The sequence below is a fragment of the Streptomyces sp. NPDC002276 genome (assembly GCF_053891435.1).
This window is the reverse complement of sequence record NZ_JBSFCQ010000008.1, coordinates 187,230-201,636: the sequence shown is the minus strand read 5'-3', so window position 1 is coordinate 201,636 and position 14,407 is coordinate 187,230. Positions and strand designations below refer to the sequence as shown.

Sequence of the window (14,407 nt, the reverse complement as noted above, 5' to 3'; positions counted from 1 at the left end):
TCGCTGAGCCTGCTGGTGTGGGTGCCAGCGGGTACGGAGGGGAGGGCCGAGCCTCCTTGAAGCCTTGCACCGGCAAGATCAACATTAGGATGTCGCCTGTCGGGCTTGACGACGGGTTTGACGGCAACGGACGCGCACAGAGAGGCTTGGGCGATCGAGAGTGGAGGCCATCACCCCTGTGGATGGCGTGCTACCCGATAGTAAGGTCGCAGGTCTTCGATGCGGAAAGCAGGGGCAGAGGACCCTCTGTGGACCACGAACCCCGTCAAACCCCCGAGCCCGGTACGCTGTACCCGCTCCGTCCCTGGTGGGCGCGTGCGCAGGTGGGTTGCCCGAGCGGCCTAAGGGAACGGTCTTGAAAACCGTCGTGGCAGCGATGTCACCGTGGGTTCAAATCCCACACCCACCGCGGTGTTGGTAAGGGGCGCCCTCAGCTGAGGGCGCCCCTTACGCGTGTCGGTCCTCTTACGTGTGTAGGCCCTCGCCACCGTGCACCGGACTTACGGCCGCCGCCCCGTCATCCGAGCCGCCGAAGCGATCGTCGCTCGTGCTTCCCGCTCGGAGAGCCCCGTGCCCAGGGCCGCCTCGACCAGGGGGTCGACGAGGGCCGGGCCGATGTCGTTCTCGTAGGCGCGGCAGGCTGCCCAGAAGAGGCGGGTGTTGCGTTGGCCCTCGTGGGCCGCGAGGACGAACTGGACGAGGCCCTGGCCGTGTTGGCCCGTCGCGGTGGGGGTCGGGTGGTGGGTGCGGGGTGGGGGGAGCAGGAGGCGTAGGAGCGAGGGTGGGCAGGGGGCCGGTGCGAGGTGGGCCGTGGCGGGCGCGGCGCCGTAGAAGCCGTGTTCGGTGCGGGAGCCGGGGCCGACGAGGTAGCCGCCGGCGCCGCGGATGTCGATGCCGGGGGCGAGCCGGCTCGCGGAGTTGGGGACGACGACGTCGGGCGGGCCGGTGAGCCAGAGGTGACGGCCGCCGCTGGGGGTCAGGACGACGACGGTCTCGGGGATCGTGAACAGGTGGCGGAGGGCCAGTTCGCGCAGGGCGGAGGACGAGTCCGTGCCGGACTTGGTGTCGAGGTCGATGCCGATCAGGTGGTGCGGCGGCAGTCCGCACGCGATGCCGTAGCCGGTGGCCCAGGGGGCGGCGGCGAAGAGTTCGCGGATGCGTGCCGGGTCGGTGGAGGCGTCGTAGACGCCGTGCCCGAGCAGTCCGCACTCGCCGTGGCAGGGCGGTCCTACGGTGCCTGCCGCGCCCACCAGGTCGGTGTCGTCGCGGTGCGGTGAGCGCAGGGCCGGGAGTTTTGTTCTGGACAGGGGGATCACGGCCAGTCCGCGTTCGGCGGCTGACAGGGCGTGTGCGAGGGCCAGCGTGGTGGCCTGCCGGTCGATGGTGGCCATGACTCCATGTTCGTACGAGTGTTCGAAAAAGGGAAGAGGGGGTGGCGTCGACGCGCCCGGGGTGCGGCGATCGGCGGGGAATGTGGCGATCAGCGGGGAATGTGACGGAACGCTTCGCCTCATGCGCCGCCCGGGGCGAGATGCCCGAACCGCCCTCAACTGCGGCTTCAGAGCAGTCAAAGGGGTTTATCGACTTGTCATCACGCTTCAGGGGGAATAAACGCTTCCGGTCTGGTTCGCCGAGGATTCGGTGGGCAACTCTGGTCCTGCGACGTCGTGCACCACACCGGGGCGGTCGGCCAACTGCCCTGGTAGAAGCCGTACTTGAAGCCGTAGTTCATGTGCGTTCGGCTCGGAAGCCGCTCCGCACCCTGTTCTGGAGGAACAACATGGCAAGCATCCGTACCGCCCGCCTCATCGCCGCCGTCTCCGCCCTCCCGCTGGCTGCCGCCCTCTTCACCGGCGTCGCGGCGGCGGACAACGGCGCCATCGCGGGCAACGGATCGAACGCGGGTGTGGCGACCGTCAGCGGCAGCGGGGTCGGGCACGACAACAAGGGCAACTCGTCCACCACACAGCAGCAGGCGGTCGGCTCCGGGGCCTCGAACCAGAGCAACACCGCCCAGGTCAACGGATCCGCGTTCACCGCCATCAACCAGGGAAACTCGAACGTCGCCGTCAACTTCGCCAACTTCTGGTAGCCGCGCCCGGCGACTCCCGCGCGGGGATGCGCGGGGGCGTCTGAGGGTGTGTGAGGTGTGCTCTCTGGGGTTGTAACGCGTCTGCGCGGTGGCACTTCGGTGCCGCCGCGCAGGCGTTTTTCGCGTGCGGTGGAGACGTCTTTTCGGGTGCCACGCGCGTGTGCCGGTCGGCAACGGGACTGTGCGGGAACGACCTTGACAGTCCACCGCATCTGACGGACAGTCAGAAACCATCGTCCGTAGGACTACGACGACACGGAGGTTCGCCGTCGTGCACCTCGCCCCCACCCCTCGCCAGCAACGGCTGCGCGCCGAACTCCGGGCGTACTTCGCCGCGTTGATGCCGGAAGGACCACCCGGCGCGGACGACCCGCGGGGACAGCGGGCGTTGCTGCGCCGGATCGGCGGCGACGGGTGGCTCGGGCTGGGCTGGCCGGTCGAGTACGGCGGCCAAGGGCGTGGCGCGGACGAGCAGTTCGTGTTCTTCGACGAGGCCTACCGGGCGAACGCGCCCGTCTCGATGGTCACCCTGAACACCGTCGGGCCGACGCTGATGAAGTACGGCAGCGAGGAACAGAAGGCCACCCTCCTCCCGGGCATCCTGCGCGGCGAACTCGTCTTCGCGATCGGCTACAGCGAACCGTCGGCCGGCACGGATCTCGCGTCGCTGCGGACCCGCGCGGTACGCGAGGAAGGCCGGGACTGGCTGATCGACGGGCAGAAGATCTTCACCTCCAACGCCCACAACGCCGACTGGATCTGGCTCGCCTGCCGCACCGACCCCGAAGCCCCCAAGCACCGAGGCATCTCGATCATCCTCGTCCCGACCGACGCACCCGGCTTCACCTGGACTCCGATCGACACGGTGGGCGGACAGCGGACGACGGCCACGTACTACGACGGCGTCCGCGTCCCGGCGGGCAACCTGGTCGGCGCGGAGAACGAGGGCTGGTCGCTCATCACCAACCAGCTCAACCACGAGCGGGTCGCCCTCGCCGCGACCGGCATGCAGGCCGAGGACTTCTACACGGCCGCGCTGGACGCCGCCCGCACATCCGATCCGGTGACGGGCAGACGGCGGGCCGACGAGCCGTGGGTGCGGGCGCAGTTGGCCGAGGCACACGCCCGGCTGGCGGCCACCCGCCTGCTCAACTGGCGTCTGGTGGGCGACGTGGGAGCGGGCCGGCTGGCGCCCGGCGACGCGAGCGGCGTGAAGGTCATGGGAACCGAATCGACGGTGGCGGTGTACCAGCTGTGTCAGCACGTCGCCGGAGCGGACGGGACGGCCGGACCAGGCGGGTCAACAGGGCTGACGGGGCTGGTGCGTTCGGGTTCGCCGGGTGTCTTCGGGGACGGCGAGCTGGAGCGGTTGAACAGGGCGGCGCAGATCAACACGTTCGGGGGCGGGGTGAGCGAGGTGCAGCGGGAGATCGTCGCGACGATGCGGCTCGGGATGACGAGGGGGCGGCGGTGAGCGCAGCGGTCGTAGACGAGCTGGGGGCGCGGCTCAAGGCGTACGAGGGCCGTCCGGCCGCCGTCGCGGGCACCGGCAAGGACCCCGTCAACGAGCCGATGATCCGGCACTGGTGTGAGGCGATGGGCGACACGAATCCGGCGTACGCGGGCTCGGACGCGATCGCCCCGCCCACCATGCTCCAGGCCTGGACCATGGGCGGCCTCTCCGGGCACTCGGGACGCACGGGGGCCTACGACGAGTTGTTCGACCTGCTCGACGAGGCGGGCTGCACCTCGGTGGTCGCCACCGACTGCGAGCAGGAGTACCTACGGCCCCTGCGGCCGGGGGACGAGGTCACCTTCGACGCGGTGATCGAGTCGGTCTCCGACCGCAAGACGACGAAGCTCGGCACGGGGTACTTCGTCACCACGCGCATGGACGTCCGGGTGGGCCAGGACCTCGTCGGCACCCACCGCTTCCGCATCCTCAAGTACGCCCCCGCGCGCCGGAAACCGAAGGCCAGTGGTGCCCGACGCCCCCGCCCTGTCGTCAACCGCGACAACGCCGGCTTCTGGGAGGGCGTGGAACGGCATCAACTCCTCATTCAGCGCTGCACGAGCTGTGGCACGCTGCGCCACCCCTGGCTGCCGGGCTGCAACACCTGCGGCGGCCCGGACTGGGACACCGTCGAGGCGAGCGGCGACGGGACCGTCTACTCGTACGTGGTGATGCACCATCCGCCCTTCCCCGCCTTCGACCCGCCTTACGCCGTCGGGCTCATCGAACTCGCCGAGGGCGTGCGGATCGTGAGCAACGTGGTGGGAGTGCCGTACGACAAGGTGCGCGTCGGGCTGCCGGTACGGCTCGAATTCCGGCGCTACGACGACGATGAGGACGATCCGCTGGTGCTCCCCGTCTTCCGGGTCCAGGAAGGCCGAGAGGGCGGGGCGGGCTGACATGGACTTCACCCCCACCGAGGAGCAGGCGGCGGCCCGTGACCTGGCCGCCCGGATCCTCGGCGACCTCGCGACACCCGAGCGGCTCGCGGCGGCCGGGACGGGCAGCGACCCCGAGTTGTGGAAGGCGCTGTGCGCCGCCGGACTGGTGGGCGCCGTAACGGAGTTGGGCCTGCTCGGTCTCGTCCTCCTCCTGGAGGAACAGGGGCGGACGACGGCCCAGGTGCCCTTCGCCTCGACGTGCGTGTACGGGCTGTTGGCGGTGACGGCACACGGTTCCGCCGAACAGCGGGAGCGGTTGTTGCCGGGGATCGAGGACGGGTCGGTGGTGATGTGCGGGGCGTTTCCGGCGCAAGGCGGAGTACGGGCCGTACGGGCCTCCGCGCAGAGCTCTGTGCAGGCCTCCGTGCAGGGCGAGTTGACCGGTACGGTCCCTGTCGTCCCCTGGTCGCGCGACGCCACGCATGTCCTTGTCGCCGACGAACAAGGGGAGTTGTGGCTGACGCCGGTCACGGATGCCACGCACGTCGAACCGGTCGAGCTGACCGCACCCTGGTCGGCCGGGCGGCTGACACTCGACGGCGCGGCGGCGGAACGCCTCGGTGCCACCGAGGCCTACGCCGACGTCCTCGCCACCGCCCGTACCGCCTTCGCCGGTCTTCAGGCCGGGGTCTGCGCGGGGTCGCTCGCGCGGGCCGTGGCGCATGTCAACACGCGGGAACAGTTCGGGCGTCCGCTGGCCACCCGGCAGGCGGTCCAACTCCGGGCCGCCGACGCGTACATGGACATCGAGGCGATACGCGTGACGACGTACGAGGCGGCCTGGCGGCGCGACGCGGGACTGCCGTACGCCACACACGCGCTGACCGCGGCCTGGTGGGCGGCGGAGGCGGGCCGGCGGGTCGTCGACACCGGCCAGCATCTGCACGGCGGCGCGGGAGCCGACGTGGAGCATCCGGTCCACCGGCACTTCCTGTGGGGGCGGCAGTTGGACGGGTATCTGGGCTGCGGGGCCGAAGTACTCCAGGAACTGGGGGAGTTGATCGTCCGTGAGGAGGCGCAGCCATGAGGGTGGGAGGCGTGGCCATGAAGGCAGGAGGTGTGGCCATGAAGGTGGGTGAGGAGTTGCCCCCGCTCGAAATCGAGATCACCCGCACGCTGGTCGTCGCCGGGGCGATCGCCTCCCGCGACTACCAGGACGTGCACCACGACGCGGAGTTGGCGCGGCTGAAGGGCTCCCCCGACATCTTCATGAACATCCTGACGACCAACGGTCTGGTCGGCCGCTACATCACGGACCACTTCGGCCCGCGAGCCGTCCTCCGCAAGGTCGCCATACGCCTCGGCGCCCCCAACTACCCAGGCGACACCATGGTGTTGACCGGGAGGATCGAGGAGACGGACGGCGACACCGCGACGGTGCGCGTGCTCGGGACGAACGGTATCGGCCGGCATGTGACAGGCACCGTGACCGTGACGGTGACCGTACCGAGGGAGGCCGGATGAGCGCCCGCAACCGCGACACCCTCGGCGGGCGGGCGGCGATCGTCGGTATCGGGGCCACGGAGTTCTCCAAGGACTCGGGGCGCAGTGAGCTGCGGCTGGCCGTGGAGGCGGTGCGGGCCGCGCTGGACGACGCGGGGCTGACGCCGGCGGACGTGGACGGGATGGTGACGTTCACGATGGACACCAACCCGGAGATCACGGTCGCCCAGGCCTGCGGGATCGGCGAGCTGTCCTTCTTCTCCCGGGTCCACTACGGCGGCGGCGCGGCCTGTGCGACCGTCCAGCAGGCGGCGCTGGCCGTGGCGGCGGGGGTCGCCGAGGTGGTGGTCTGCTACCGCGCCTTCAACGAGCGGTCGGGACGCAGATTCGGCTCGGGCGTCACGCACCGCGAACCCTCGGCGGAGGGCGCGGCGCTCGGCTGGTCGCTGCCGTTCGGGCTGCTGACGCCGGCGTCGTGGGTGGCGATGGCGGCGCAACGGTATCTGCACACGTACGGTCTCACGCCGGAGGTGTTCGGGCAGGTGGCGGTCGTGGACCGCAAGTACGCGGCGACGAACCCGGCGGCGTACTTCCACGGCAGACCGATCACCCTCGCCGAGCACGCGGCCTCGCGCTGGATAGTGGAGCCGCTGCGGCTGCTGGACTGCTGCCAGGAGACGGACGGCGCCCAGGCGATCGTCGTGACGTCGGTGGAGCGGGCCCGCGACCTGCCGCGCCCGCCGGCGGTCGTCGCGGCGGCGGCCCAGGGCGCCGGGCGGGCCCAGGAACAGATGACCAGCTTCTACCGCGACGACCTGACCGGCCTCCCGGAGATGAGCGTGGTCGCCCGACAACTGTGGCGGACGGCGGGACTCGGACCGGACGACATGGACGTGGCGATCCTCTACGACCACTTCACGCCGTTCGTACTGATGCAGCTGGAGGAGTTTGGCTTCTGCGGAAAGGGGCAGGCGGCGGACTTCGTGGCGGAGGAACGGGTGCCGATCAACACGCACGGGGGACAGCTCGGGGAGGCGTATCTGCACGGCATGAACGGAATCGCGGAAGGGGTCAGGCAGGTGCGCGGCACCGCGGTGAACCAGGTACCGGGGGCCGGGCGAGTACTGGTGACGGCGGGGACCGGGGTACCGACCTCCGGGCTGATCCTCACCACCGACGCCTGAGTCTCGGACGGCCCCGGCGGCTCACCCCCAGGGGTAAACCCGCAGTACGTCTCACCCGCTCGTCCACCTTCAGGAGGTGGAGCCAGCCCCACCACTACAACCTGAGGGGGAGTCCCCTTCGGGACCTGCGGCCGATCCGCCGAAGTGGGGATCGCTCATAGCGTGGAGCCATGACCACAGCCGTCTGCACCAGCGCTTCGAACGCCGTCGCACGGGCCGCCGAGCGGGCCGACGCTCGGACCACGACACGGCCCGGCATCCGCCCCGCCGTACGCCCCGCGGCCGTACGCCCGGCTGCCCGTACCGTCACCCGGCCCTCCGTACGGGCTGCGCAGACCCAGCCGACCGCCGCCGGCGCCGCCACTGGTGCCGCTGCGGCCACCACCCTCACGTACCCCTCCTTCTCGTCGTACATGAGGGCCAGGCAGCCGGTGCTGCTGCGGACCGCGCGGTCGCTGACCGCGAACGCGTCCGACGCCGAGGACCTGCTACAGACCGCGCTGACCAAGACGTACGTCGCCTGGGAGCGGATCGAGGACCACCGGGCGCTGGACGGCTATGTGCGCCGCGCGCTGCTGAACACGCGGACCTCGCAGTGGCGCAAGCGCAAGGTCGACGAGTTCGCGTGCGAGGAGCTGCCCGAGCCGGAGACGGGCGGTGGCGCGGAGGACCCGGCCGAGCGGCAGGCGTTGCACGACGCGATGTGGCGGGCGATCGCGAAGCTGCCGGACCGACAGCGGGCGATGGTAGTCCTCAGGTATTACGAGGATCTCAGCGAGGTGCAGACGGCCGAGGTCCTCGGGGTGTCCGTGGGCACGGTGAAGTCGGCGGTGTCGCGGGCGCTGGGCAAGCTGCGGGAAGACCCGGAGCTGGTCCTCGTACGGTAGGAGCAAGCAGGCCGGGTGATCGATCATCCGTCCCTAGTGACATACCGTGCGGTATGTGAGCAGAATCAGCGCGACCCCTTACTACCGCGTAGGCAATGCCGCCCCGGGAGGACGCCGTGCTGAGCACCATGCAGGACGTACCGCTGTTGATCTCCAGGATCCTGACCCACGGGTCCACGGTCCACGGAACATCGCAGGTGATCAGCTGGACCGGTGAGGGAGAGCCGGAACGCCGTTCCTTCGCGGAGATCGGTGCCCGCGCGGCTCAACTCGCGCACGCGCTGCGCGAGGACCTGGGCGTGGTGGACGGCGAACGCACGGCGACCTTCATGTGGAACAACTCGGTCCATGTCGAGGCGTACTTCGCGATTCCCGCCATGGGCGCGGTGCTGCACACCCTCAACCTCCGTCTTCCGGCGGACCAGTTGGCGTGGATCGTCAACCACGCGGCGGACCGGGTGGTGATCGTCAACGGTTCGCTGATCCCGCTGCTCGCCCCCCTGCTGCCCAAGCTGCCGACGGTCGAGCACATCGTCGTGTCCGGTCCCGGCGACCGCACCCTCCTCGACGGCACCCACGTGAGCGTGCACGAGTACGAGGACCTGATCGCCGGCAAGCCGACCGCCTACGACTGGCCCGAGCTGGACGAACGCCAGGCCGCCGCGATGTGCTACACCTCCGGTACTACGGGTGACCCCAAGGGCGTGGTGTTCAGCCACCGTTCGATCTACCTGCACTCCATGCAGGTCAACATGACCCAGTCGATGGGGCTCACGGACCAGGACACGTCACTGGTCGTCGTGCCCCAATTCCACGTCAACGCCTGGGGTCTGCCGCACGCCACCTTCATGACCGGCGTCAACATGCTGATGCCGGACCGCTTCCTCCAGCCCGCCCCGCTCGCCGAGATGATCGAGAGCCAGCGCCCCACGCACGCGGCGGCCGTGCCCACCATCTGGCAGGGCCTCCTCGCCGAACTGACCGCCAAGCCGCGTGACGTCTCCTCGCTCACCCAGGTCACCATCGGCGGCTCGGCCTGCCCGCCCGCCCTCATGGCCGCCTTCGACAAGCTCGGCATGCGGGTCTGCCACGCCTGGGGCATGACGGAGACCTCCCCGCTGGGCACGGTCTCCCGCCCGCCGGCCGAAGCGGTCGGCACGGAGCGGGAGTTCGAATACCGGCTGACCCAGGGCCGTTTCCCGGCCAGCGTCGAGGCCCGCCTCACCGGCCCCGGCGGCGAACGGCTGCCCTTCGACGGCGAGTCCGCGGGCGAGTTGGAGGTGCGCGGCCCCTGGGTCGCCGGCGCCTACTACAACGGCCCCGACGCCGAACCCCTGCGCCCCGCCGACAAGTTCAGCGAGGACGGCTGGCTCAAGACCGGCGACGTCGGCACGATCTCCCCCGACGGCTTCCTCACCCTCACCGACCGCGCCAAGGACGTCATCAAGTCCGGCGGCGAGTGGATCTCCTCCGTCGACCTGGAGAACGCCCTGATGTCCCACCCGGACGTCACCGAGGCCGCCGTGGTCGCCGTACCGGACGAGAAGTGGGGGGAGCGTCCGCTGGCGACCGTCGTCCTGCGGGAGGGCTCCACCGCCGACTTCGAGTCCCTGCGCGCGTTCCTCGCCGACGCGGGGAAGATCGCCAAGTGGCAGCTCCCCGAACGCTGGACGATCGTCGAGTCGGTCCCGAAGACGAGCGTCGGCAAGTTCGACAAGAAGGTCCTGCGCAGGCGCTACGCCGACGGCGACCTGGACGTCACCAAACTCTGACCGGTCGGTGGGTCGGCCGACCAGCCCCGCCGACCGCACAGTTGGCCGGGTCGGCTAGTTCGTGCCGATCCGGGCCAACAGGTCCACGATCCTCGACTGGACCTCCGTGCTCGTCGACCGTTCGGCGAGGAAGAGGACGGTCTCCCCGGAGGCCAGCCGGGGCAGATCGGCCTCGTCGACGGCGGCGGTGTAGACGACCAGCGGAGTGCGGTTGAGCTGGCCGTTCGCCCGCAGCCAGTCGACGATCCCGGCCCGCCGCTTGTGCACCTGCAACAGATCCATCACCACGAGGTTGGGCCGCAACTGCCCCGCCAACGTCACCGCGTCGGCATCGCTCGCGGCCCGCGCCACCTGCATCCCGCGCCGCTCCAGCGTCGCGGTCAGCGCCAGCGCGATCTCCGCGTGCTCCTCGATCAACAGCACCCGCGGCGGATGCTGCTCACTGTCCCGGGGCGCGAGCGCCTTCAGCAGTACGGCGGGATCGGCGCCGTAGGCCGCCTCACGCGTGGCCTGCCCGAGCCCGGCGGTCACGAGCACCGGCACCTCGGCAGCGACGGCCGCCTGCCGCAACGACTGAAGTGCGGTCCGCGTGATCGGCCCGGTCAGCGGGTCCACGAACAGCGCCGCAGGGAACGCGGCGATCTGCGCGTCGACCTCCTCGCGCGAGTGCACGATGACGGGCCGGTACCCGCGGTCGCTCAGCGCCTGCGTGGTCGTCACGTCCGGCGCGGGCCACACCAGCAACCGGCGCGGGTTGTCGAGCGGCTCGGGAGGCAGTTCGTCGTCGAGCGGCTGCGGCCTCGGCGTGTCCGCGATCTCGACGGCCCCACCGGGACCGTCCAACGGCTCGGGCCCCTCGGCCGCGTTCTCGTCCGGTGCTCCTATGGCGTACGACCGTCCGGCGCCCTCGGTGATCGGCGAGAGCCGCGACTGCCCGGCCATGGAGGGCTGCGCCTGCTCACCCTGGGGATGCGGACGCGCCGACCCGGCGGTACCGGCATCGGGCCGCGTCCCCAGCTTCCGCCGCCGCCCGCCACCGCCCGGCGTATGCGGCGGAGGCGTCGCGGTCGGCTGCTGCACCTGAGCCGCCTGCCGCGTGAACGGCACTCCCTGCCCCAACGTCCGCACACTGATCGCCCGCCCCTGAGTGGAGTTGGGATCAACGCCCGCGACCGTAGCCCCGGTCGGCGCCGGCACGGCAGCCTCAGCGGGCAACGGCTGCGCGACCCGCGCCTGCGCGGCGGGAGCGGGAGCGGTGGGAGCGGGCGGTGCGGGGGCGTTCGGGTTCGGCTGCGAATTCGGCTGAAGGTTCGGGTCCGGGTTCGGGGCTACGGCGGGGCCGGCGCCGTTCGCCGGTGCAGGGGTGCCGGGGGCGGGTGTCGCGCCCGGCACCGGCTGAGCGGCGGGAAGCGCCTGCGCCGGTACGGCCGCGACGGCCGCGCCGGGTTGGGCCTGAGCGGGGCCGCCCTGCCCGGGAATACCGTGCGGGGAGACCGGCTGACCGGGGCCGCCCTGCGGCAGCGCCGCTTGCGCGGGGATGCCCTGGCCGGGGACAGCCTCCGCCGGGAGCGGGAGCGGCTGGGCCGCGGTGTTCTGTCCCGGGGCGGGGAGGCTCTGCGCGGGCGCGAGTTGCATGGCGCTGCCCGGCTGACCGGGCACCGGCTGCACTACACCCGGCACCTGCCCTACGCCCTGCACCTGCCCGGGAAGTCCTTGTCCCGCGAGTCCTTGTCCCGCGAGTGCTTGTCCCACGGGTCCTTGTCCCACGGCCGCGTCGCCCGCCGCCGCGAGCTGACCGGTGTTCTGAGCGGTCTGCCCGGTGTTCTGCCCGGGCAGTACGGGGGCGACCCCGACCTGCGCCGCCGGTACGCCCACGGCGACACCCGGCCCCTGCTGGACCGACTGCTGCCCGGGCGCGGCGACTTGCTGTCCCTGACCCGCCGTCCCCTGCGCCGGAACCACCGCGCCCGCCGCCTGCACCGGCACGCCCTCCGCGGGCTGCTGCGGCTGGGCCACGGCCCGGCGACGGCGCCCGGTCGGCGCGCTCGCGGGGTGCGGCTGCGGCGGAGTGTGGTCGTCGGACTGGTCGTGCGGAACGGCGTCGTGCCGCCCTTCGTCACTGGCAACCTGCGCGGGAGCGACCGGAACTCCAGGTGCGACCTGCACCCCCGGAGCCTGCGCGCCGGTCTCCGGCGTCCGGTCCGCCTCGGCCGGCGGCAGCGCGAACACCGTACGGGCGCCCGCCTCCTGCGCGGCGGCCCGCTCGGCCGCGGCGGCGAGCGCGCGCCTACGACGCCCGGTCGGCTGCCCGTCCTCGCCAACGGAGTCACCGGAGCCACTGGAGCCGTCGGCCGCACCCCCCGCGGGCAACGCGGGCGGCAACGCCTGCCGCTCGCCACCGCCGCCAGGTGCGGGCACGGGCACGCCCCCCGGCGGCACCGCGCCCAGCCCCGTACCGGAGGCCGCCGTTCCGGCCGCGTGCTCCGCCGCCGTCATCACGGCACCCTCGGACACACCGCCCGCGTCACCCTCAGAACCGTCAACGTCACCGTCACCGTTACCGGCGCCGACCTCGGCCGCCCGCCCGCGCCGTCGCCCGGTACCGCTGGAAGCGCCGTCGCCACCCGCTTCCACGGCCGCCGCGGACTCCTCGCCCGCACGCCTCCTGCGCCGCCCGGTCGGCACCGCGCCCTCACCAACGGAGCCGTCGGAGCCGTCAGACCCACCGGAGCCGTCGCCCGGCACCTCGCTCTCCAGGAACGCGTCGACGGAGGACCGCCGGGCCCGCCGCCGCCCGCTGTTGCCACCCGTGGCCTGCTCGGGCAGGGCGAGTTCGGCACCGCCGGTCGCGGCCGGAACCGCGACGGCCCCCGCCCCGCCCCCGATCGGAACCTCCAGCACATACGCGCTGCCGCTCATCCCCGGCACGTCGTGCGTCTGCAACACACCGCCGTGCGCCCGCACGATCCCGCGCACGATCGGCTCGTGCACCGGGTCTCCCCCGGCGTACGGCCCGCGCACCTCGATCCGTACGACCTCACCGCGCTGCGCCGCCGCCACGACGACCGTGTTGTCCATGTAACCGCCCGCCGAAGCGGGCGAGTTGCCGGTCGCGTCGACGCCGGCGACGTCCGCGACGAGGTGGGCGAGCGCGGTGGCGAGCAGCGCGGGGTCGACCTCGGCCTCGATGGGCGGCGCGTGCACGGCGAACTGCACCCGCCCCGGACCGATCAGTTCTACGGCCCCGTCGACACCGGCGGCGACCACGGCGTCCAGCATGACCTTCGTCCGCGAGATCTCCTCGGCCCCGGTCTCCAGCCGCTGATAGCCGAGCACGTTGTCGATGAGCTGCGTGATGCGCGAGTAACCGGCCGACAGATGATGGAGGACCTGGTTGGCCTCGGGCCACAGCTGCCCGGCGTCGTCGGCGGCCAACGCGGCCAGTTCCCGGCGCAGTTCGTCCAGGGGCCCGCGCAGCGAACGCCCGAGCAGCGTGAGCAACTGCTCGTGCCGCGCGGCGAGTTCCTCGTAGCGGTCCTTCTCCCGCTCGCCGAGAGCCGCGTACCGCTCCTCGTTCGCCGCGAGCTCCTCCTCGTGCTGCTCCTGGAGCTCCTCGGTCTCGGTGATGTGCTTCTGGCGCAGGGAGGTCAGCTCGGAGGCGTGCTCCTCGTCGATCCGCTCCAGCTCGTCCCGGTGCAGCTTGTCGGCTGCTTCCTTCTCCTCGGCGAGCGAGTCGTAGGGCCGCCGGTCGGTGAAGGTCATCACGGCGCCGACGAGCTGGTCGCCGTCGCGCACGGGCGCGGTGGTGAGGTCGACGGAGACCCGGTCCCCGTTCTTGGCGAACAGCACCTGCCCGCGCACCCGGTGCTTCCGCCCGGACCGCAGGGTGTCGGCGAGCGGCGACTCCCCGTACGGGAACGGCGAACCGTCCGCCCGCGAGTGCAGCACGAGCGTGTGCAGCTCCTTGCCGCCCAGATCGCTGGCGCGGTACCCGAGGATCTGCGCGGCCGCCGGATTGACCAGCACGACCCGCCCGTCCGTGTCCGTTCCTACGACACCCTCGGCGGCGGCGCGCAGGATCATCTCGGTCTGCCGCTGCGAACGGGCCAGCTCGGCCTCGGTGTCGACGGTCCCGGAGAGGTCGCGGACGACGAGCATCAGCAGTTCGTCGGCGGTGTAGCCGTAGCCGTCGTAGGCCTGCTGGCCGTCTTCGAGGTTGGCGCTGGTGACCTCGACGGGGAACTCGGAGCCGTCGGTCCGGCGGGCGATCATCCGGGTCGGCTTGGTCCGGCCGCGCGGGTCCATCGAGTCGGGGCGCCGCATGGAACCTGGGATGAGCCGGGAGTCGAACTCCGGCAGCAGGTCCAGCAGTCCGCGTCCGACGAGCGCGGTGCCGGGCGCCTCGAAGGCCTCCAGCGCGATGGTGTTCGCGTTGACGACCGTCCCGTTGGCGTTGACCAGGACCAACGCGTCCGGGAGCGCGTCGAGTATGGCTGCGAGGCGAGCAGCGCCTCGGGATGGCCTGCTGCTCACGAGACGCTTCCTCCCTGTTACCGCACCTTGCCGACCGCGGAG

Annotated in this window: 10 protein-coding genes and 1 tRNA gene; 9 read left to right on the top strand and 2 right to left on the bottom strand. The window is 71.8% G+C overall.

Annotation, left to right across the window (positions count from 1 at the left end):
- The first annotated feature begins 322 nt into the window (after positions 1-322).
- Positions 323-409 (top strand) — tRNA-Ser (locus ACWIHT_RS21995).
- 91 nt (positions 410-500) lie between these two features.
- Here ACWIHT_RS21995 and ACWIHT_RS21990 read toward each other — a convergent pair.
- The gene (locus ACWIHT_RS21990) at positions 501-1,391 is read right to left on the bottom strand and encodes a bifunctional DNA primase/polymerase (RefSeq protein ID WP_456169844.1); all 891 of its coding nucleotides are present in this window, start codon (positions 1,389-1,391) and stop codon (positions 501-503) included.
- Between the two features lie 389 nt (positions 1,392-1,780).
- On the opposite strand from ACWIHT_RS21990, the gene ACWIHT_RS21985 reads away from it, so the two are divergent.
- From ACWIHT_RS21985 to ACWIHT_RS21950, 8 genes are all read left to right on the top strand, one after another.
- Positions 1,781-2,092 carry a hypothetical protein gene (locus ACWIHT_RS21985; RefSeq protein ID WP_019073223.1) on the top strand — a complete coding sequence of 104 codons (312 nt, stop codon included), beginning with the start codon at positions 1,781-1,783 and terminating at the stop codon, positions 2,090-2,092.
- Between the two features lie 271 nt (positions 2,093-2,363).
- Positions 2,364-3,566: an acyl-CoA dehydrogenase family protein gene (locus tag ACWIHT_RS21980; protein WP_456169843.1), complete on the top strand. Its 1,203-nt coding sequence runs from the start codon at positions 2,364-2,366 to the stop codon at positions 3,564-3,566.
- Positions 3,563-4,504: a bifunctional MaoC family dehydratase N-terminal/OB-fold nucleic acid binding domain-containing protein gene (locus ACWIHT_RS21975; protein ID WP_456169842.1), complete on the top strand. Its 942-nt coding sequence runs from the start codon at positions 3,563-3,565 to the stop codon at positions 4,502-4,504. The genes ACWIHT_RS21980 and ACWIHT_RS21975 overlap by 4 nt, the downstream gene beginning before the upstream one ends.
- Before the next feature lies 1 nt (position 4,505).
- Complete coding sequence (locus ACWIHT_RS21970; RefSeq protein ID WP_456169841.1) at positions 4,506-5,573, top strand: acyl-CoA dehydrogenase family protein; 1,068 nt, start codon at positions 4,506-4,508, stop codon at positions 5,571-5,573.
- A gap of 38 nt (positions 5,574-5,611) precedes the next feature.
- Positions 5,612-6,010 (top strand): MaoC family dehydratase, encoded by a 399-nt coding sequence (locus tag ACWIHT_RS21965; protein ID WP_456170057.1) that lies wholly within the window; start codon positions 5,612-5,614, stop codon positions 6,008-6,010.
- Positions 6,007-7,173 carry a lipid-transfer protein gene (locus ACWIHT_RS21960; RefSeq protein ID WP_456169840.1) on the top strand — a complete coding sequence of 389 codons (1,167 nt, stop codon included), beginning with the start codon at positions 6,007-6,009 and terminating at the stop codon, positions 7,171-7,173. Before ACWIHT_RS21965 ends, ACWIHT_RS21960 begins: the two co-directional genes overlap by 4 nt.
- 257 nt (positions 7,174-7,430) lie before the next feature.
- The gene (locus ACWIHT_RS21955) at positions 7,431-8,060 is read left to right on the top strand and encodes a SigE family RNA polymerase sigma factor (protein ID WP_456170056.1); all 630 of its coding nucleotides are present in this window, start codon (positions 7,431-7,433) and stop codon (positions 8,058-8,060) included.
- 116 nt (positions 8,061-8,176) lie between these two features.
- The gene (locus tag ACWIHT_RS21950) at positions 8,177-9,832 is read left to right on the top strand and encodes a long-chain fatty acid--CoA ligase (RefSeq protein WP_456169839.1); all 1,656 of its coding nucleotides are present in this window, start codon (positions 8,177-8,179) and stop codon (positions 9,830-9,832) included.
- 54 nt (positions 9,833-9,886) lie between these two features.
- Here ACWIHT_RS21950 and ACWIHT_RS21945 read toward each other — a convergent pair whose 3' ends face one another.
- Positions 9,887-14,365 (bottom strand): PAS domain-containing protein, encoded by a 4,479-nt coding sequence (locus ACWIHT_RS21945; RefSeq protein WP_456169837.1) that lies wholly within the window; start codon positions 14,363-14,365, stop codon positions 9,887-9,889.
- Between the last annotated feature and the right edge of the window lie 42 nt (positions 14,366-14,407).